At 34.7% G+C, this 18,629-nt stretch carries 17 protein-coding genes; 14 read left to right on the top strand and 3 right to left on the bottom strand.

Annotated elements, in window-relative coordinates; all coding sequences use genetic code 11:
- Both J3U42_RS08505 and J3U42_RS08500 read right to left on the bottom strand, forming a co-directional pair.
- Nucleotides 1-1,491 carry a sugar ABC transporter ATP-binding protein gene (locus tag J3U42_RS08505; RefSeq protein ID WP_267336200.1) on the bottom strand — a complete coding sequence of 497 codons (1,491 nt, stop codon included), beginning with the start codon at nt 1,489-1,491 and terminating at the stop codon, nt 1-3.
- A gap of 51 nt (nt 1,492-1,542) precedes the next feature.
- On the bottom strand, nt 1,543-2,487 hold the full coding sequence (locus J3U42_RS08500; RefSeq protein WP_220219596.1) for a sugar ABC transporter substrate-binding protein: 945 nt from the start codon (nt 2,485-2,487) through the stop codon (nt 1,543-1,545).
- Nucleotides 2,488-2,738: 251 nt separating this feature from the next.
- Between J3U42_RS08500 and J3U42_RS08495 the strand changes: the two genes are divergently transcribed.
- Nucleotides 2,739-3,827 (top strand): GntR family transcriptional regulator, encoded by a 1,089-nt coding sequence (locus tag J3U42_RS08495; RefSeq protein WP_267329677.1) that lies wholly within the window; start codon nt 2,739-2,741, stop codon nt 3,825-3,827.
- Nucleotides 3,828-3,968: 141 nt separating this feature from the next.
- Here J3U42_RS08495 and recO read toward each other — a convergent pair whose 3' ends face one another.
- Nucleotides 3,969-4,661 carry a DNA repair protein RecO gene (recO, locus tag J3U42_RS08490; protein ID WP_267336199.1) on the bottom strand — a complete coding sequence of 231 codons (693 nt, stop codon included), beginning with the start codon at nt 4,659-4,661 and terminating at the stop codon, nt 3,969-3,971.
- A 153-nt stretch (nt 4,662-4,814) separates the two neighbouring features.
- On the opposite strand from recO, the gene J3U42_RS08485 reads away from it, so the two are divergent.
- The 13 genes from J3U42_RS08485 to pgsA all read left to right on the top strand — a co-directional run bounded on the left by J3U42_RS08485 (nt 4,815) and on the right by pgsA (nt 18,360).
- The gene (locus J3U42_RS08485; RefSeq protein ID WP_220217347.1) at nt 4,815-6,443 is read left to right on the top strand and encodes a Na+/H+ antiporter; all 1,629 of its coding nucleotides are present in this window, start codon (nt 4,815-4,817) and stop codon (nt 6,441-6,443) included.
- Nucleotides 6,444-6,950 (top strand): ubiquinone anaerobic biosynthesis accessory factor UbiT, encoded by a 507-nt coding sequence (gene ubiT / locus J3U42_RS08480; RefSeq protein ID WP_267336198.1) that lies wholly within the window; start codon nt 6,444-6,446, stop codon nt 6,948-6,950.
- A 541-nt stretch (nt 6,951-7,491) separates the two neighbouring features.
- Nucleotides 7,492-8,142, top strand: coding sequence for a S24 family peptidase (locus J3U42_RS08475; RefSeq protein ID WP_220217349.1), 651 nt, complete (start codon nt 7,492-7,494; stop codon nt 8,140-8,142).
- 917 nt (nt 8,143-9,059) lie between these two features.
- Complete coding sequence (gene sbcB, locus J3U42_RS08470; protein ID WP_220217350.1) at nt 9,060-10,493, top strand: exodeoxyribonuclease I; 1,434 nt, start codon at nt 9,060-9,062, stop codon at nt 10,491-10,493.
- Nucleotides 10,494-10,595: 102 nt separating this feature from the next.
- A complete protein-coding gene (locus tag J3U42_RS08465) occupies nt 10,596-11,048 on the top strand; it encodes a CidA/LrgA family protein (RefSeq protein ID WP_220217351.1) in 453 nt (150 codons plus the stop codon).
- Nucleotides 11,045-11,734 (top strand): CidB/LrgB family autolysis modulator, encoded by a 690-nt coding sequence (locus J3U42_RS08460; protein ID WP_220217352.1) that lies wholly within the window; start codon nt 11,045-11,047, stop codon nt 11,732-11,734. The genes J3U42_RS08465 and J3U42_RS08460 overlap by 4 nt, the downstream gene beginning before the upstream one ends.
- Nucleotide 11,735: 1 nt before the next feature.
- Nucleotides 11,736-12,383, top strand: a complete 648-nt coding sequence (locus tag J3U42_RS08455; RefSeq protein WP_267336197.1) for an ElyC/SanA/YdcF family protein — start codon at nt 11,736-11,738, stop codon at nt 12,381-12,383.
- A gap of 440 nt (nt 12,384-12,823) precedes the next feature.
- Nucleotides 12,824-13,552 (top strand): arginine ABC transporter ATP-binding protein ArtP, encoded by a 729-nt coding sequence (gene artP, locus J3U42_RS08450; RefSeq protein WP_220217354.1) that lies wholly within the window; start codon nt 12,824-12,826, stop codon nt 13,550-13,552.
- Between the two features lie 23 nt (nt 13,553-13,575).
- Nucleotides 13,576-14,310, top strand: coding sequence for a transporter substrate-binding domain-containing protein (locus J3U42_RS08445; protein WP_220217355.1), 735 nt, complete (start codon nt 13,576-13,578; stop codon nt 14,308-14,310).
- A gap of 131 nt (nt 14,311-14,441) precedes the next feature.
- Entirely contained in the window at nt 14,442-15,170 is a 729-nt protein-coding gene (artQ, locus tag J3U42_RS08440) for an arginine ABC transporter permease ArtQ (RefSeq protein WP_366518659.1), read from the top strand.
- Between the two features lie 12 nt (nt 15,171-15,182).
- Nucleotides 15,183-15,860 carry an arginine ABC transporter permease ArtM gene (gene artM, locus J3U42_RS08435; protein ID WP_220217357.1) on the top strand — a complete coding sequence of 226 codons (678 nt, stop codon included), beginning with the start codon at nt 15,183-15,185 and terminating at the stop codon, nt 15,858-15,860.
- Between the two features lies 1 nt (nt 15,861).
- Nucleotides 15,862-17,697, top strand: coding sequence for an excinuclease ABC subunit UvrC (gene uvrC, locus J3U42_RS08430; RefSeq protein ID WP_267336196.1), 1,836 nt, complete (start codon nt 15,862-15,864; stop codon nt 17,695-17,697).
- 108 nt (nt 17,698-17,805) lie between these two features.
- Nucleotides 17,806-18,360: a CDP-diacylglycerol--glycerol-3-phosphate 3-phosphatidyltransferase gene (pgsA, locus tag J3U42_RS08425; RefSeq protein ID WP_267336195.1), complete on the top strand. Its 555-nt coding sequence runs from the start codon at nt 17,806-17,808 to the stop codon at nt 18,358-18,360.
- The last annotated feature ends 269 nt before the right edge of the window (nt 18,361-18,629 follow it).

Here is an 18,629-nt window from a genome sequence, read left to right as displayed (position 1 = left end):
TTAAGCTCTCCCTGTTGCTAATTTCATAATCTTTTCCTGTGTAAGTTCATCATGAGATAGTTCACCTTGGATTTGGCCATTAGCGACCACATAAACTCTGTCACACATATTGATAATCTCGGGTAGTTCTGATGAAATCATAATAATGGCTATACCGTTTGAACAAAGTTCATCGATGATTTGATAGATTTCGGCTTTAGCGCCAATATCTATTCCGCGAGTCGGCTCGTCTAAAATGATGACTTTAGGGTGAGTGGCTAACCATTTAGCTATGACCACTTTTTGTTGATTACCACCACTTAATTGGCCAACTATTTTGTCAGCACTTGGCGTTTTTATATTGAGTTTTTTAATATAGTATTGAATCATCTCCTTCTGCTTGTGTTGATTAACAAAGCAACCATGCATAAATTGTTTCAATACCGTGAGTGTGAGATTAAATGCTATACTATGAGATAATATCAGCCCCTGTTTTTTCCTATCTTCAGGTATTAATGCGATACCAATATCAATCGCATCTTGAGGAGAATTGATCTTAACCAGCTTATTATCAAAATAAATTTCTCCACTATCATATTTGTCTGCACCAAAAATGGCCTGCATGATTTCACTTCTTCCTGCACCCATAAGGCCAGAAAAGCCTAGAATTTCTCCTTTCTTCAATTTGAAATTGACATCACTAAAAAACCCTTTCTTAGTGAAATTCTTTACCTCTAATAGGCATTGACCATTTGATTGATAATGTCGTTGATAGTAATTATTTAAATGACGACCGACCATCATTTTGACCAATTCATCAATATTGGTTTCATTGGTATTGACTGTATCGACATAACTTCCGTCACGTATAACAGTAATTCGGTCAGTGATAGCAAATAACTCATCCATACGGTGTGAAATATAGATGATACTAACGTTATGTTCGGTTAACTTTTTAATCATTACAAAAAGCTGTGCGACTTCTTTATCGGTTAAAGAAGAAGTAGGCTCATCCATAATCAGTATGCGCACATTAAATGAAATGGCTTTAATGATTTCGATAAGTTGTTGTTGTGCAATGGTTAATTCATGAACAGGACGCAATACATCAATGGTTAACCCCATGCTTTGCATCATGATTTGTGCTTTGGCGATCATTTGACGATGATCTTTAAAACCTAATTTAGTCCTAGGCTCACGCCCTAAAAAGATGTTTTCATATACACTAATATAAGGAACTAATACAATTTCTTGATGAATGACATTAATTCCTCTTGATTGTGCATCTTTAATACCATTAATTATTTCGGTTTTACTGTAAATCATAATTTCACCGGCATCGGGTTTATAGATGCCGCCGATAATTTTGATTAATGTTGATTTGCCGGCACCATTTTCGCCTAATAATCCATGCACTTCACATTGTTTTAAATTAAAATGCATGTCTTTTAATGCATGAACACCAGCAAACTTCTTTTCGATATGAGATAGTCGTAATACAACTTGTTCCATAGTAATATCACCTTATTGATAGCAATCGCTGGAAAAGGCTTAAGCAGATTGCTACTGCCAAACTTTTACGCCATTTTTTTCAATCATCTCTTTGGTGATAGGAAAAGTTGGTACTAAGATCTCTTTAGCTACAGGCTCTCCTGCTAAGACTTGCTTGCCGATTTTATATGTCTCTTTAGCCAACTGAATTGGCGCTTGTGCAACCGTTAATGTTAAATCACCATCGCTGAACGCTTTTTTACCGTCGGGTGAGCCATCAACTGTGTAAACTTTGACATTTTTTAGTTTATTAGATGCTTTTAAAGCAACAACGACACCTAATGCAGAAGGATCATTTACGGCAAAGAAAGCCTGTAAATCGGGGTGAGCTTGAATAATATCTTCAGCAATTGGCATAGTTACTTCTAAAGCACATTTTCCATTTTGTTGAGATACAACCTCAAATTTACTTTTATTATCACCTAAGCCGGCATAAAAACCATCCGCTCTTAACACACTGGCACGGTTAAATGGGCAATCAATTACTGCAATTTTTGCACCATTTGGAAAATCTTTGGCCATTTGTTCACCATTAATTTTACCTGCCAGGAAATTATCTGACGCTACAGTACTGACAACTAAGTCATCATCACTAATCGGGTTATCAATAACGACAACAGGAATTTGTTTTTGTTTAGCTGCCAGTAAGCCTTGTCTGATTCCTTCTGAATCGACAGCAATTAAATAAATGATGTCTACTTTTTGGTTGATAACATCTTCCATCATAGATATCTGTTTGGCTTGGTCATATTGAGGGTCAATCAGAATATATTGATCATTATTTTGTTTAGCTATTTCAGAAAAAGTATCGGAGATAGCAGTAAAAAATGAGTTGTTCAAAGTTGAAGTGATAAAAGCAAACTTGATCGGCTTATTATCATCAGCATTTACAAGTTGAAAACAACCTGTAAAAAATACAATTAAAATTGTTAAGCATGTTGTTATGAATTTTTTCATAAAGCCACCTCGGATAATCAAATGATTTATAAACAAAATTTACTCATAAAGTTAAAGCATTAAAATAATGCTGAAATATTTTGAGCAAATCCAGCCTAATTACCCGAGATGATCTTGACAATATTAATCTTTACTTTTTTATTATTTATGATATCAAAGTCACTTTTTTTAAAAACTTGTAAAATGTAATTTATCAAGTTTAGCGGTTATGTCATACTATATATATTATTCAAAATTGATTAGGGATTACTATGGCAAATAAAAGTGAGCAGATATATCAAGAAATATTGTTGCAAATCAAAAGTGGCGTTTTAGATTGTCATAGTGCTCTGCCCTCTTCATCCGATTTAAGTCTGGTTTATAAAACATCTCGACCAACAATAAGCAAAGTATTTTCAAAGTTAAAAAATGAAGGCTACATTGAAGGCAAACAAGGCGGAAAGTTTTATGTTAGACAACCGGAAAATGAACAAGTAACAAAATATATTTTTGGCATCTTAGCACCAAGGCTAGAACAAGATGAAAGTCGCATGATTCTTGATAGTTTATATTCTCAAATCGCTAGTTTAGCAAATGATTATCAGTTTTCTCTTTTATGGGCGGGTATGCTAACTAAAAGCCAAGATATTCAATCTATTTTGAATGATGTAGAGAAGGTTATCATTAATTACACCAAAAATAATATCCATGGCATCTTTTTTACACCTTTAGAATTTCATCCTTATGCAAGCGTTATTAATCAAAAAATTATCGATCTCCTTAATCAATATGAGATACCTTGTATATTGCTTGAGCGTGATTATTGTCGGTTTCCTCATCGAGGCATGGCCGACTTAGTCAGTATTGACAATATTGCTGCCGGATATATTGTTACTCAGCATTTTCTTGAACAGAATCATAAGCAAATTGCTTTCGTTTCCAAAAGTGATTCAGCCAATACTATTGCATTAAGAATTATCGGCTATAAACAAGCGCTGGTTGATGCAGGAATTACCAAAGATTGGATTATTCAAATTCCACAAATAGATGAAAAAGTAATAAATCAATTAGCAAAATTAAATATTAAGCATGTTGTTTGTGGTAACGACTTCACCGCAATGCAATTAATTTCATTAAATCAGAGAATCAATCCAAAACATAAATTATTTACCATCAGCTTTGATGATGCAGATTACGCTTGTCATCTTGCTACCCCACTTTCAACATACAGGCAACCGTTGGCAAGTATTGCCTTAACGGCGGTTGAAACGTTAATTCAGCGAGTCAATAACCCGGCACTACCGATTCGTACGATCTATGTCAATGGAGAATTAGTGATTCGGGCATCAAGTGGAACTTAATATCGCCCGTATTGATATCGGCTTTTAATAAAAATACCGATATGCAGCAAATATGTGATAATCATGTTAAACATAAAGTGACAGTGTCACCACAATAAGCAGCTTTTACAGTCAGGTTTAAAAAACATTCGATTAAAACAGCTAAATTTTTAAAAATAATTCTCTACTTTTGAACGGCTTTGAACCGACATAAGGTTTCATCGCCATACGGGTAAATCGTTTGGCCGCTTTGAGGGTATCTTCATCATCAAACTGCCTATGACCTAATGCTAATACTTGTTTACCTGTAAAACTGGTACTATTTTGCATTAAGCTACTGATAAATCCTTTTTCTGATTGATATTGATAGGACATTGATTCAACAATTTCATCGCCGGTTACACTGCAATGGAAAAAATCAACGTGATAACCCAGATTCTCTAATAATGCTAATTCAAAAACTCTTAATACCTTTTCGGCAGGGGTTTGTTGAGCCAATTGTTGGATACTTTTAAGATAATTATCAAACAGGGTTGTCATTTCGGTTTCAGCGACTAACACCCGGTGTAATAATTCATTTAGATAAAAAGCGCTATATAGCCAAATCGAGACCAAAGGTAGCGTGAGCGAAATCGCCTCAACCTGACGTAAGTTTTTGATTTCACCGTGCCCAGAATACTGCACAATTAATGGCGTAAAAGGTTGTAATATGCCTTTAAGAGACGATTTTTTTCGCCTTGCACCTTTTGCCAATATGGTAATTTTCCCGACATTTTCTACAAACAAGTCAACCAATAAGCTGCTTTCGCTATAAGTTCTTGTATGTAGCACAAATGCTCTTTGCCAATTTTCCATTCAAAAAACCTTTTAATTACCTAGTTTATTTAATTAAAAATAGTATCTGACCAAAATTTGAGTAATTTTATGAAATTTTCAACTGAACTTCTGCTGAAAATCCGATATAATCAATAACTAATTATGGGATAACTAAAAGAAAAATTAAAAACTATGGAACTATTTTCAACAATCTTACTTCTTGTATTAATTGTATCACTTTCCGGTGTCGTTATAAAAATGCTACCAATACAAATTCCACTACCGCTAATGCAAATCCTATTAGGTTGTATGTTAGCTGCTTTTGGTGTTTATTTGAAATTTGATCCGGAACTATTCCTTGTCTTATTTATTCCACCATTACTTTTTGCTGATGGTCGAAAAACTTCAGTTAAAGACTTTGTGTACAATTTTAGAGAGATTGTTGGACTAGCACTTGTATTAGTTGTTATATCGATTATCGCTTTAGGCTATTTTTTATATTGGATGTTACCAAACGTACAATTAGCGGCAGCTTTAGCTTTAGCAGCAGTATTATCCCCAACCGATGCGGTCGCATTAAGTGGTATTGTGGGTAAAGGCCGCATTGATAAAGAAAAAATGGAAATCATTGAAGGTGAAGCGTTAATGAATGATGCTTCAGGCTTGGTATCGTTAAAATTTGCTATTGCCATTGCCGCTGGAGTTTTACAATTTAATTTAATTCAAATTAGTATTACATTCTTTATTGTTGCTATTGGTGGTTTGGCTGTCGGTGTATTATTTACCTGGTTATATGCACGTATTTTACGTAAAATTAATCAGCTCACTCACAATGACCCGGCAATTCAAATTGTTCTATTATTCTTACTCCCTTTTGCCGCTTATATCATCGCTGAAGAGTGCCATTGTTCAGGCATTTTAGCCGCAGTGAGTGCCGGTATGACAGTTAACCACTCCAATATGATGCGAAATGCTCCATTAACTGCTCGGTTACAATCCGATAGCACTTGGTCTATGTTAACCTTTGTCTTTAATGGCTTTGTGTTTATTTTATTAGGCATTCAGTTACCGAGTATTTTAGATAATACTTTTGCTGAAAACCAAACTGATGCCTCAATTGAATTATGGCAATTATGCTTAATTGTGTTGTTTGTATTTATTGTGTTAATGTCCACCAGATTTGCCTGGTTATGGGCAATGAAACACATGCCGACGATGCCATTTGGTACAAAACGCCCTCTTGCATTTAGATCATACACGACAAGAGATCTTTTAGTTTCAACCTTTGCTGGTGTGCGCGGTGCCATTACATTGGCTGGTGTTTTATCCATTCCGATGACTATTGGTGGCCGTTACCAGTTAGTCTTTATTGCAACGGGTATTATCTTAGTTTCATTGATTGTAGCGGTCATTGTATTACCTATTTTATTACGTGGTAGTGTGATTTTAGATAATTCAGAACAAGATAATGAAATTTTAACCGTTAAAGGCCAAATGGCAGAAGAAGCGATTGTTAGTCTGGAAAAGATGCAAAGCAATTTACTGCAAGAAACTTCTGAAGCAGGTCTGGATCAAGAAATTATCCATGAAGTTGGTTCACGTGTTATTGGTTCATTAAGACGAAGAACAGGCCTTAAAGATTTAGAACAAAAGGCGTTAGAAGCAGAAAACTTAGAAAGACGTATGCGTTTAGTTGCTATCGGCGCTGAGCGTACAGCTTTATTACAAATGAAAGTTCGTAATGAAGTAAGTGAAGAAACATTTGAACATTTAAATACTGACTTAGATATTTATGAAAAAATGATTTCCGGAGATGCCTAAATGATTGGAAACAAGCATCAATTTCTAAGCAAAATCCATTCACAATTTGTCGATAAAGCCCCTCAAATGCTGGGGCTTACACTCAAATGCGTGCCTTTTGAAGTTAAAAAACGCACTATTGAGCAATTATTACAGTTGCAATTTAAACAATCGCTTGAAGATGGTGACCTTGATTTTTTAGAAGATCGTTGGTTGAAAATTCAAGTGACCGATTTAGATCTTATTTGGTTTGTTAGCCTTATTGAAAACAAATTGGTAGTCAGTCGGGAAGAAATTGCAGATGTCTCTTTTATCGGTAATGCTAATGATTTAATCATGATAGCCACCCGACGCCAAGACCCGGATACCCTTTTCTTTCAACGCCGATTAATTGTTGAAGGAGACACTGAATTAGGGTTATATGTGAAAAACCTAATGGATTCTATTGAACTCGAAGCAATGCCTAAATTCTTAAGGCTCACGCTTGAAAAACTAGCAGATATTATCCAAACCTCGCCAACCCATTAATATATTGCCCTCAGTTATTGGGGGCTATTTGACACAAAACTCCCCTTTTCTATTTAACGATTTAAATAGTTTTTTAACACCCTATACTCATAAACTAAAGGTTATTTTTCTTAGGTGTTTTAACGAAGATTAATGATTTTTGATCTTGATTATCTGTCTGCTTTTGTTAAATCAATTAATTTTGAAAACTTACCATTTGGCTGAAATAAAACATATAAAAAAAATTATAAATATTTGATCATTTACTGATCAGATAAGCCACCACAATAAATTTTATCAATAATAAAGAGAGGAGATACCAATAATCTGAGACGATATAATATGGTTAAAATCAGATAATTTTAACTATTGCCATTAATACATAAAAGTGACCCTATTTCGAATCATGTGAACATCATTATTTTCAACTCTCTGAAAACAAATAAACGCTGGTTTATGTGACATTTTCAGTACTTTCATTTTAGTTTTCTTAAAAATCATATTATTAGAAATCTTAAGTCAACATGATTTAAGATATCTCAAATATTAAATGAGGTGTCATATGGCAACAGAAACAATAGGTCAACGAATACGTAAACGAAGAAAAGCTTTAAATTTAACTCAAAAAAACTTAGCAAAAACATTAAATGACGCAACTCATGGTTCTATATCTCAATGGGAATCAGATACAACATCACCAAGTGCCAAAAATTTATATGATTTATCTAAAGCATTAGAATGCGATTTTGTGTGGTTACTTAATGGTGGTGAAGAATCAAGCGTGATTCCTGCTTCATTCAAATCCCATAAAGTCCCGCTTATCGATTACTCCCAAGTTAGAATATGGATAGATTCAAAAGAACAGAAAAATGTCACTGTTTTAACTCATATTATGACATCATTGAAATTATCCAATAAAGCATTTGCCATTGAAATAGTTGGCGATTCAATGGAGCCAGAATTTAAAGAAGGTGATGTTGTTATCATTGATCCCGATATACAACCTACCCCCGGCGAATTTATCGTAGCAATTATTCCGGAGTGGCAAGCCACTTTTCGAAAATATCGTGAATTAGGTCAGGATAGCGACGAAAAAATGCTGTTTGAAATTATGCCACTTAATCGCGATTACACGGCAATGAGCAATAAAAAACAACAAATTAGTATTGTTGGCACAATGGTTGAGCATAGAATATTTAGAAGAAAAAGATAAAAATTTTTTTATTACACCAAAACAGATAATCGGTATAGTTTAATGATAAAGACATCAAATCAAAAACATACCCCATACCAACAAATCACTTCAAATAACCAACACTAAAAAGTATAGATCATAACTCCAACAAAACTGGGAGTTATGTGCTTATCATTTTAGATAATTATTTAAAAAATCGTATTTAATTCCGTTCAATTTCAAACAGCGTTTTATACTTTTAAAATTTTTTTTATAAAAATCCCTTATTTATTTTTCAAATTTGATAAAAATGTTAATTAAATTTAGAAATCTTAAATTTATTATTGACATTTAATTTTAGATGTCTTAAATAGACAACTCGTTTTGAATTTTAGATAGGTTTACTTAAAGTGAAAAATGAAAGAAAAACAAAATCAGTTAATTAGTTATTCTTTATTATTCGCTTTTCGTTAGTCATTTCTGAAATCAAAACGAGTTTCATTCCGATAAAAGCTATCCTTCCAAAATAGCTTGAAAAATCTGACAGCTGGAAAGACAGCGATATACTACATCCTTTTTGCCCTCGTTAATGAGGGCTTTTTTTGATAGCAAAGGGATTTAATCTGGCTATTTATCGGCACTCAAACTCTTCTAATGACAAATTTGAAAGGCAATTGTGACATTTTATGCTATGCTTAGCGTGAATGGATAACTAGAATTCTATTCTGAGAAGACGGCGAAACACGCTTATTCATTATTAAGTCAAATAGCTATCATGTTATACCATAGACTTTCAGTTTTTATCGGGTATTAAAAAGATAGTTCGGAACTCAATTTGTACACATTTGCAAGTGAACAGATAAAAACAGTTAAACAGCCAAAAAACAAAAATGTGCTAAACAGATTATATCTAATAAAATTTAAATAAAAATAACAATCACGGGCAAAGTTACACAATGAAAAACAATTCAGAACAGCCAACATTTTATTTTCATGATTATGAAACTTTTGGTATCAACCCTGCTTTAGACCGCCCCGCTCAATTTGCCGGCGTTAGAACCGATTGTGATTTTAATATAATTGAAGAGCCTTTGGTCATTTACTGTCAATTAGCGCCAGACTATTTACCCAATCCAGAAGCTGCACTAATTACTGGTATTACACCACAAATTGCCAATCAAAAAGGTGTGTGCGAAGCTGAATTTACCCAATTAATTTATCAAGCGTTTAGCAAAGCTAATACCTGTATTTTAGGTTATAACAATATTCGCTTTGATGATGAAGTTACTCGTAATATTTTATACCGTAATTTTTATGATCCCTATGCGTATAGTTGGCAAAATGGCAATTCCAGATGGGATCTTCTTGATGTTGTTCGAGCTTGTTATGCCTTAAGACCGGATGGAATTAACTGGCCAACTAACGATTTAGGTTTACCCAGCTTTAGGTTAGAACATTTAACAAAAGCCAATAATATTGCTCACGAACATGCGCATGATGCCATGTCTGATGTTTATGCCACCATTGCCATGGCGAAACTGATAAAAGAGAAACAACCAAAACTTTTTCAATATTTTCTCTCAATGCGACATAAAAACAAAGTTGCCGAACTTATTGATGTAATCAATATGACACCAATAGTCCATGTTTCAGGGATGTTAGGCAGCTATCGAGGCAATCTGTCTTTAGTCTGCCCTATCGCCTGGCATCCAAGTAACAGTAATGCCGTTATTGTTTGTGATCTCACCGGGGATGTGGATTCAATCATCAATTTACCCGTTGAGCAAATTAAAGAAAAGCTTTATACCAAAACAGAAGATTTAGAACTTAATGAATCTCGCATTCCGCTAAAATTAATACACAGCAACAAATGCCCTATCGTGGCACCGTTAAAAACATTGTTACCACAAAATGCTCAGCGATTTAATATCGATATTGACCAGTGCTTAGCAAAGCAACAAAAACTATTACAACATCAAATTGTACTGCAAGACAAAATGCGCGCATTATTTGATACTCAGCAGGACTACCCGATAAGTGATGATGTCGATGCCCAAATTTATAACGGTTTTTTAAATAGTCAGGATAAACTGCGGTGCCAGACCATTCGAACAACACCTATTGAATTATTGACAAGTTTATCATTGGATTTTGATGATCCTCGTCTGAGTAAGCTATTTTTTAGGTATAAAGCGAGAAATTATCCTCAAACTTTAACAGAACAAGAACAAATGATTTGGCGAGATCATTGTCGTGACAAGCTCACATCAGCAAAAGTCCAAGACTATCTATTAACACTCGAACAGCTTGCAGAAGCTAGCTATCAACAACCAGATAAAATCGCAATAATTAAACAACTTTATCATTATTGCCATTATTTAGTTGGATAATTCAATTTTACGGGCGTATCATACGCCTAAAAATATTTGTGTCATTCACAGCGACCGGAATGATGATCATCATTAAAGTTTAAAAATAATAGCATTGACGTTATGAAACATTTTTTAGCCAAACATGCCACGGTAAAACATCGGCTTTATTCTTTATACTATACACTTTTCAGTTACGGACGAGGTCTAATCATATTAACCCTTTGTTTGTGGGCAGGGAATATTCTCTCTGAGCTGTTACCGATCATGATACCCGGCAGTATTATCGGTTTATTAATTTTATTTTTCTTATTGGCTTTTCAATTGATCCCAACATGTTGGATTAAAAACAGTTGTAATCTGTTTATGCGTTATATGACAGTGCTTTTTATTCCCGCAGCTATGGGCATCATGGATAATTACGCTTTGTTGTTAAAAAACTGGGTACCGATTATCTTTGCTAGTGTTGGTGGTTCATTTATAGTATTGCTCTTAACTGCTTATTTAACTGAGTTTTTACATAAACCAGAAAAATCATCACTTCATCAAACACCAAACGAGGAAAAACAATCATGATATGGATGTTACCTCTTACACTATTTATTTTTCTTATTATCCGTAAAATCGCTTTTAAAATTAAAACACCGTTATTTAATCCTTTGGTTATTTCGGTCATTGTTTTAATTCCAATTTTACTTGTAACCCAAACCACCTATACACAATATCTGAGCAATGTAAAAATTATCAACGATTTGCTGCCTTACTCCGTAGTTGCCTTAGCCTATCCATTGTATGAGTTAATACCTCAAATCAAAGCTCGCTGGAAATCGATAATGATAATCACCTTCACGGCTTCCATTGCTTCAATGATTACAGGTGTTTGTATTGCATTTTGGTTAGGTGGAGATAATGAAGTGGCGGCATCAGTTTTACCTAAATCAGTGACAACTGCCATTGCCGTGACGATTGCAAGTGATCAAGGTGGTGTTCCGTCTATTGCTGCATTGTGCGTAATACTTGTCGGTACGCTTGGTGGTATATTCGGACATCAAATACTCAATTTTGCGAAAATAAAATCAGCGTCAGCAAGAGGTTTATCAATAGGTGCAGTATCACATGCTGTTGGTACAGCTCGTTGCATTGAGGTAAATTACAATGAAGGTGCCTATAGCTCTTTGTCATTAGTTCTCTGCGGTATCATGACATCATTGACAGCACCTTTTTTATTTCCAATAATGGTATTTATTTTTAATTGGTTTTAGTATGACGTTGAAAAAATTTATTGGCGGTTTGGTCGGGTTTTGCATATTAATCATAGTGATAATTATCGGCCTAGATCGCTGGATTAGCTATAAAACAGCGCCATACATCTATCATGATGTAGACAAACTACCTCATCGAGCAATCGGCGTTGTTCTCGGCACGTCAAAATATGTTCAAGGTGGCGGTATTAACGGTTTTTATCGAAGCCGAATAGAGGGAGCGATCAATCTCTATTGGCAAAAAAAAGTCGATTATTTAATTCTTAGCGGTGATAACGCCCTGCTAAGTTATAATGAACCAATTACGATGAAAAAAGATTTAATAAAAGCCGGGATCCCTCAAGAATCGATTGTTTTAGATTATGCCGGTTTTCGAACTTTAGACTCAGTGGTAAGAGCCAATAAAGTATTTAATGCTGATGATTTCACTATTATCACTCAAGAATTTCATTGTGAACGAGCAATCTTTATTGCCCTTGCTCAAGGGATTCAAGCACAGTGTTTTGCTGTTCCGTCGCCAAGCAGCATGAAATTAGTTCGAATCCGTGAAATATTTGCGCGAGTTAAAGCATTTATCGATCTGTACATACTGGATAATCAACCGAAATACCTTGGACCTGCCATGCCTATCATTACTGATGATCAATAATTAGAACGTTAAAATCTTGTCAAGAACTTTCAGAAAATATATACGTTTAAGTATAAAAATGATTAAATCATCGCAATTAAAAAGGTTTAATCTTGAAAATTGACTTCCAGCTCTTATGTTTAAGGAATCTTAGGATAACGGTTGACTGCTTTATAAGTTCTACGACTGAATTTAATGCATATTTCACAATTAGCAACTGAGGTTAACACATCAATTGAAAGCTCCATGATACCTAAACAATCAAAATAACTGGCAATGCCTTTACTATTATTAATAATCGTCACTTGCTAGTAACAAAAAATCCTGTCAAGAACTTTCAGAAAATATATACGTTTTAGTATAAAAACCAATTTAAATTTTATTGAGTCTCAAATTTTAGATTGCATTTTTATGCAAAAAAAAGTAATATTTAGTCAATTGAAATTTATGTTAAACGAATAATGAATATTGAATTAAGCCATATTAACTGTTTTTATGGTGATCATCAGGCATTGAATGATGTCTCACTGTGTTATCCATTAGGTGAAACGATCGTATTACTTGGTCAAAGTGGTGCAGGTAAAAGCTCGTTATTAAAAGTATTTAATTTGCTTGAAATACCAACCTCAGGCGAAATGACAATTGCCGATTCACATTTTGATTTTTCCAAAAAAATAAGCGAATCAGCGATTCGATCATTGCGTAAAAATGTCGGCATGGTTTTTCAAAATTATAATTTATGGCCACATTTAACTGTGCTTGAAAACTTAATTGAAGCACCTTGTCAGGTATTAAAGCTTTCAAAAAAAGAAGCAAGTGATAAAGCGATGGCAATTTTAAATCGGTTACAGATAGCAGAAATGGCAGATCGCTACCCTCTCCACCTTTCCGGAGGACAACAACAACGAGTTGCGATTGCTAGAGCATTAATGATGGAGCCACAAATTTTATTATTTGATGAGCCTACTGCGGCTTTAGATCCCGCAATTACATCACAAATTGCGGAAATTATTAACGAGCTGTCACAAACAGGTATTACTCAAATTATTGTCACGCATGAAGTTGATTTTGCTCGCAAAGTGGCATCACAAGTAATTTACATGGAGCATGGTAAAATTGTTGAGCAAGGACAACTTGAATGTTTTGCTCATCCAAAAACCGAAGCATTTAAAGCTTATTTATCACATTAATAATAATCAATTTGGGTGGATATATGAAAAAAACATTACTAGCCATTTTTCTTGCCGGTGCTGCATTGACAGCTCAAGCAGCAGAAAACTTAACAATCGGTACAGAAGCAACTTATGCGCCGTTTGAATTTACCAATGATAAAAATGAAATTGTTGGATTTGATATTGATGTAATTAACAAAGTTTGTGAAGAAATGAAAGTATCTTGCAAAATTGTTAATCAATCTTTTGACGGTTTAATTCCAAGCTTAAAAACCCGTCGTATTGATGCGGCAATTGCCGGCATAGACATCACTCCTGAGCGTCAAAAACAAGTCGATTTCACGAAAATTTATTATGATGACAGTTCGATCCAGTTCATCACGTTAAAAGATACATTAACTAGCCTTGATCAATTAAAAGGTAAACGTGTTGGTATTCAAAAAGGGACAACTTATTCAAAATACTTAGCTGAAAAATTCCCGGATGTTAAAGCTGTAAGCTACGATAGCTATCAATTTGCTTTCTTAGATTTAAAAGCCAAACGTATTGATGCTATTGTTTCAAGCTCTTTTGTTGCTGGTGACTGGTTAGGTAAAGATGCGGATATTGTTGCATTAGGCGATAAAATCACCGACCATGAATTTTTTGGTGAAGGCTTAGGTATTGCCTTACGAAAAGGTAATGATCAATTACTTGAGCAATTTAATAACGCCATTGATAAACTGAAAGCCAATGGCGAATTAGATGCGATTTATAAAAAATGGTTTAATAAATAATTATTAACCACTTAGCTACTGTCTTATTGTGATCTCGCCGCATATTCTGCGGCGAGTTTATTTTTTAATTTAACTACGGTTTTTTTATGTCAGATTTTTTTGCACACGGTATAGACTCAATACTCTCTTCAATGGATGGGTATATATTGCCGCTTACCCAAGCGACAGCAATCACATTATCATTGGCTTTTGTGTCGCTGATTATTGGAATGTTTTTTGCCTTTATATTTACCATTTTAGAATCGGTACCGGTTAAACCGGTTGCATGGCTGATGTCTCTTTTTAATTTGACAATTAGAGCGTTACCGGAATTATTGATCGTTGTCGCTATCTACACCGGTTTGCCTCTATTGTTAATCGCATTAGATGACGGTTTCACTGTTTCACTCGGTTTTACCTCTTTTACTGTAAAAATGCACATTGAAAACACTCAACCGTCTCCATTTTTGTGTGGTGTTATAGCGTTGTCGCTACTCTATGCAGTTTACGCTTCTCAAACACTTCGTGGCGCTTTTAAAGCCATATCAAACGGACAGAAGCAAGCAGCTCAAGTTTTAGGGCTTAGCAAAACAAGGACATTTTTTCGCATTATTATGCCGCAAATGTGGCGCCATGCCATACCTGGTTTAAGTAATCAATGGCTAATTTTATTAAAAGATACCGCTTTAGTATCGGCAATTGCAATCGATGATCTTATGATGCAAACCAAAACCATTATAGCCCGGACTAATCAACCGTTTTTATGGTATTTCATTGCAATGATTATCTATCTGATTATTTCGATTTTGAGTCAGAAAGTGATAACACGAATTGAAAAACGAGCAACTTATTTCGAACAACCAACATCAACAAATAGTTAGTAAGGTCATATTATGTCTGATAATTTTATCTATTATCTTAGCGTTATTCTTAAAGGACTTCCTGATACATTGAGTTTGGGAATTTTGGGGATATTATCGGCAGGACTTTTAGCTATCTGTTTTTCTTGCTTATTATCATTAAATTCGTCAATTTTAACTAAGGTTATTCGAACTTACATTATCATCTTTACCGGTTCGCCTTTATTAGTGCAACTGTTTTTAATTTACTACGGGCCTTCTCAATTTGGTGATATTTTAAGTAAAATGCCAAATTTTTACGCATTCATCTCATCCCCTTGGTTCTGTGCTTATTTGGCATTAACCTTAAATAGTGCGGCTTATACCACCCAAATATTTTACGGTGCACTAAAATCAGTGCCTAAGGGACAATGGCAAGCATGTGAAGCGTTAGGCATGAATAAGCTACAAAGCTTAAAAATAGTTATGCCATATGCTTTAAAACGTTCACTTTCCACCTATTCCAATGAAGTGGTTTTTGTGGTCAAAGGCACTGCGTTAGCTTCCATGATTCCGGTAATGGATATTATGGGATACAGTAATGAGCTCAATGGAGATTATTACGATTTCTCTATTTTTATTGTCGCTGGATTAATCTACCTCTTGATAAATGGTATTTTAAGCACCATTATGAGGATTATAGAGAAAAAAGCCCTCACATTCGAAAACTAATATGAGCCAATTTGATTCTGCATCTTTTCTAAAAACAGTCCCGCATAAACCGGGTATTTATCAGATGTTTAATGATAAAGATACGATTATTTATGTGGGAAAAGCTAAAGATCTTAATAACCGATTAAAAAGCTATTTTAACAGCAGTAAAAAAACATTAAAAACCGATATGCTAGTAAGCCATATCAATCGGGTTGAATTTACTATTACCAATACCGAAACCGAAGCCTTACTGCTTGAACAGACTTATATTAAAAAACATCAGCCTCGTTATAATGTTTTGTTAAAAGATGACAAAAGCTATCCTTTTATCAAATTAAGCAAGGAACGTCATCCACAACTATCGCTGTATCGAGGTGCAGTTAATCGGAAAAAAGATGAATTTTTTGGCCCTTATCCTAGTGGATATGCGGTCAAACAAATATTAGCCTTATTACAAAAAACCTTTCCAATAAGGCAATGCCTTAATACGACCTATCGAAATCGAACTCGCCCTTGCCTGCAATATCAAATCAAACGCTGTCTTGGGCCTTGTGTAGCGGGATTGGTCAGTGATGAGGATTATAATGAACAAGTTAACTATGTCCGACTGTTCTTGTCCGGGCAATCCGAGCAAATCTTGCAGAAAATTACTGAAGATATGCAAAAGGCAAGCAGTGACCTAAATTTTGAAAAAGCAGCTGTGTTACGTGATCAGCTACAAGCTATTAAGCACATAAATGAAAAACAAGCAATTTATAATAATAATGATAATCTCGATGTGATTGGATTCCATTATGAGTTGGGTTTAGCTTGTATTTACGTGTTATTTATTCGTAACGGGCAAACTTTTGGTCACCGTTCTTATTTCCCTAAAGTGCCTTCAAACACTGAGCTTGAAGAAGTTATTGAAACATTTTTAGGGCAATTCTATCTTCAGGGTAACCAAAATAGAAATATCCCGAAAAAGATCTTACTTAATTTTTCATTGTCTGATAAACAGCCAATGGAAGAGACCCTGTCACTTATCGCTGAACACCAAGTTAAGCTGGTTGATGAGCCAAAAGGTGACAATCTTAAGCTATTAAATATAGCCACCGTTAACGCTCGAACCGAAGTGAAAAATAAGCTATTAGAAAACTCGACCATTAAGCAAAAATATGATGCCTTAAAAGCGTTTTTAGGGATTGAAAAAATTAAGCGTATGGAATGCTTTGATATCAGCCATTTTATGGGGAAAAATACGATTGCATCTTGTGTCGTGTTTGATGATAAAGGCCCGGTTAAATCAGAATTTCGCCGTTATAACATCACCGGCATTACGCCAGGCGATGATTATGCGGCTATGGACCAAGTTCTTACTCGTCGATATAACAAAAAAGATTTACCGGAAGAGAAAATTCCGGACATCATTTTTATTGACGGCGGAAAAGGACAACTCAATCAAGCATTACAAGTTTTTGAAAACTTGAATGTTAATTGGGATAAAAATCATCCTATTTTAATTGGTGTTGCCAAAGGTGCGGAACGCAAAGAGGGATTAGAGACACTTTTCTTTGAAGCACATGGAACAGGTCATTACCTTGATGATCACTCCCCTGCTCTGTTGCTTATCCAGCAAATTCGCAATGCTTCACACGATCATGCTATCGTTGGGCAACGCAAAAAAGGCGTGAAGCAGCTAACTGATAGTGCTTTAGAGCATATTGAAGGCATAGGCGGTAAAAGACGACAAGCTCTTCTTAAACATTTTGGCGGATTAAGAGAGTTGAAAAATGCAAGTATTGATGAAATTGCTCAAGTACAAGGTATTTCAAAATCTTTAGCTGAAAAAATTTATCTAAATTTACAACAATAGCACATTGAAAAATTAACATATTTCAGGCAACATAATCATAAAGAATCACTGTTTTTTAATTATTGCTATTCTATTGATTAATAAAACAAAAAAAAGAGCTTATGTCACATGAAAATCAACTTCCCTACTTTCTTAACACTGTTTCGCGTTATATTAATACCTTTTTTTGTGCTAGCTTTTTACCTTTTTCCTCATGATTGGTCTGGTTTTTTTTCAGCATTAATATTTTTAATCGCTGCCGTTACTGATGTGTTAGATGGATATCTTGCTCGTCGTTTAGGACAAACGACAAAATTTGGTGCTTTTCTTGATCCTGTTGCCGATAAAATTATGGTCACTATCGCTTTGGTACTCATTACCCAATATTATCAAGCTTGGTGGATCTCAATTCCGGCAATCATTATCGTTTCCAGAGAAATTATTATATCCGCTTTACGTGAATGGATGGCTGAAATTGGTAAACGCAGTAACGTTGCCGTCTCATCGATAGGTAAAATCAAGACCATTGCCCAAATGACTGCACTAACCTGGCTACTTTGGCGTCCATGCGATCTTGTCATCTATGCGGGGCTGGCAGCGCTTTTCTTAGCTACAGTTCTAACTTTATTGTCCATGTTCCAATATTTATGGATAGCACAAAGTGATTTGTTAGATGAAGAATAATTTATCGGAAAGTCGATAATCGTTAGTTTTAGTGTAATTTTGTTATCTTATGTAAGTTCACAAAATTACACTTCTCAATCCCCAAAAACTCAATATTAAACCAACAATAAGCTAAACATTGAGCAATTAAACAATTAATCCAAAATTTATGTTGACTGAAATCTCAAGATAGGTAAAATGCACTGCATTCAAAGCGAATTACCTTACGTAATAAGTTTTGAGCCCGGGTGGTGAAATCGGTAGACACAAGGGATTTAAAATCCCTCGGC

Origin of the sequence: Gilliamella sp. B2923 (genome assembly GCF_026536565.1) — a bacterium.
Classification (GTDB): Bacteria; Pseudomonadota; Gammaproteobacteria; order Enterobacterales; family Orbaceae; genus Gilliamella.
This window is presented reverse-complemented; position numbering and strand designations above follow the sequence as displayed.

What these genes read in the sequence shown, in the direction of transcription:
- J3U42_RS08505 (WP_267336200.1), bottom strand. Translation starts at nt 1,491, where the DNA reads ATGGAACAAGTTGTATTACGACTATCTCATATCGAAAAGAAGTTTGCT.
- J3U42_RS08500 (WP_220219596.1), bottom strand. Translation starts at nt 2,487, where the DNA reads ATGAAAAAATTCATAACAACATGCTTAACAATTTTAATTGTATTTTTT.
- J3U42_RS08495 (WP_267329677.1), top strand. Translation starts at nt 2,739, where the DNA reads ATGGCAAATAAAAGTGAGCAGATATATCAAGAAATATTGTTGCAAATC.
- recO (WP_267336199.1), bottom strand. Translation starts at nt 4,661, where the DNA reads ATGGAAAATTGGCAAAGAGCATTTGTGCTACATACAAGAACTTATAGC.
- J3U42_RS08485 (WP_220217347.1), top strand. Translation starts at nt 4,815, where the DNA reads ATGGAACTATTTTCAACAATCTTACTTCTTGTATTAATTGTATCACTT.
- ubiT (WP_267336198.1), top strand. Translation starts at nt 6,444, where the DNA reads ATGATTGGAAACAAGCATCAATTTCTAAGCAAAATCCATTCACAATTT.
- J3U42_RS08475 (WP_220217349.1), top strand. Translation starts at nt 7,492, where the DNA reads ATGGCAACAGAAACAATAGGTCAACGAATACGTAAACGAAGAAAAGCT.
- sbcB (WP_220217350.1), top strand. Translation starts at nt 9,060, where the DNA reads ATGAAAAACAATTCAGAACAGCCAACATTTTATTTTCATGATTATGAA.
- J3U42_RS08465 (WP_220217351.1), top strand. Translation starts at nt 10,596, where the DNA reads ATGAAACATTTTTTAGCCAAACATGCCACGGTAAAACATCGGCTTTAT.
- J3U42_RS08460 (WP_220217352.1), top strand. Translation starts at nt 11,045, where the DNA reads ATGATATGGATGTTACCTCTTACACTATTTATTTTTCTTATTATCCGT.
- J3U42_RS08455 (WP_267336197.1), top strand. Translation starts at nt 11,736, where the DNA reads ATGACGTTGAAAAAATTTATTGGCGGTTTGGTCGGGTTTTGCATATTA.
- artP (WP_220217354.1), top strand. Translation starts at nt 12,824, where the DNA reads ATGAATATTGAATTAAGCCATATTAACTGTTTTTATGGTGATCATCAG.
- J3U42_RS08445 (WP_220217355.1), top strand. Translation starts at nt 13,576, where the DNA reads ATGAAAAAAACATTACTAGCCATTTTTCTTGCCGGTGCTGCATTGACA.
- artQ (WP_366518659.1), top strand. Translation starts at nt 14,442, where the DNA reads ATGGATGGGTATATATTGCCGCTTACCCAAGCGACAGCAATCACATTA.
- artM (WP_220217357.1), top strand. Translation starts at nt 15,183, where the DNA reads ATGTCTGATAATTTTATCTATTATCTTAGCGTTATTCTTAAAGGACTT.
- uvrC (WP_267336196.1), top strand. Translation starts at nt 15,862, where the DNA reads ATGAGCCAATTTGATTCTGCATCTTTTCTAAAAACAGTCCCGCATAAA.
- pgsA (WP_267336195.1), top strand. Translation starts at nt 17,806, where the DNA reads ATGAAAATCAACTTCCCTACTTTCTTAACACTGTTTCGCGTTATATTA.